1 rRNA gene is annotated in these 433 nt (G+C 62.1%); it reads right to left on the bottom strand.

Annotated elements, in window-relative coordinates:
• Positions 1–433, bottom strand: a 23S ribosomal RNA gene (locus DKT72_RS18935); the annotation flags it as partial.

A 433-nucleotide genomic window follows, 5' to 3' on the forward strand; every position in this document is an offset into this window, starting at 1 on the left:
CCGAGTTCCTTGACCAGGATTCGCTCGATCGCTTTGGTATTCTCTACCTGACCACCAGTGTCGGTTTGGGGTACGGGCGGCTTTGAGCCTGACGCCGAAGCTTTTCTCGGCAGCCGGGATCACCGGATATCGGGCCATAAGGCCCCCATCATCGCACCTCGGACCCATGCGGGACGGATTTGCCTGTCCCACGCCCTGCGTGCTTGACCACGGAAGACCACCTCCGCGGCCGGCTACCCTTCTGCGTCACTCCTGCGCTGACCTACTACAAGGATCGGTCCCAACAGGCCAGGGCATCCCGCCCCCGAAGGAGCAGTAAGCCCGGACCCGGAGGTTAGTACTCCAAGCCTCGGTTTTGGCGGCTGAAAGCCGGTACGGGAATATCGACCCGTTCATCCATTCGACTACGCCTGTCGGCCTCGCCTTAGGACCC

It is taken from the genome of Confluentibacter sediminis, from assembly GCF_003258355.1.
GTDB classification, from domain to species: Bacteria; Bacteroidota; Bacteroidia; order Flavobacteriales; family Flavobacteriaceae; genus Confluentibacter; species Confluentibacter sediminis.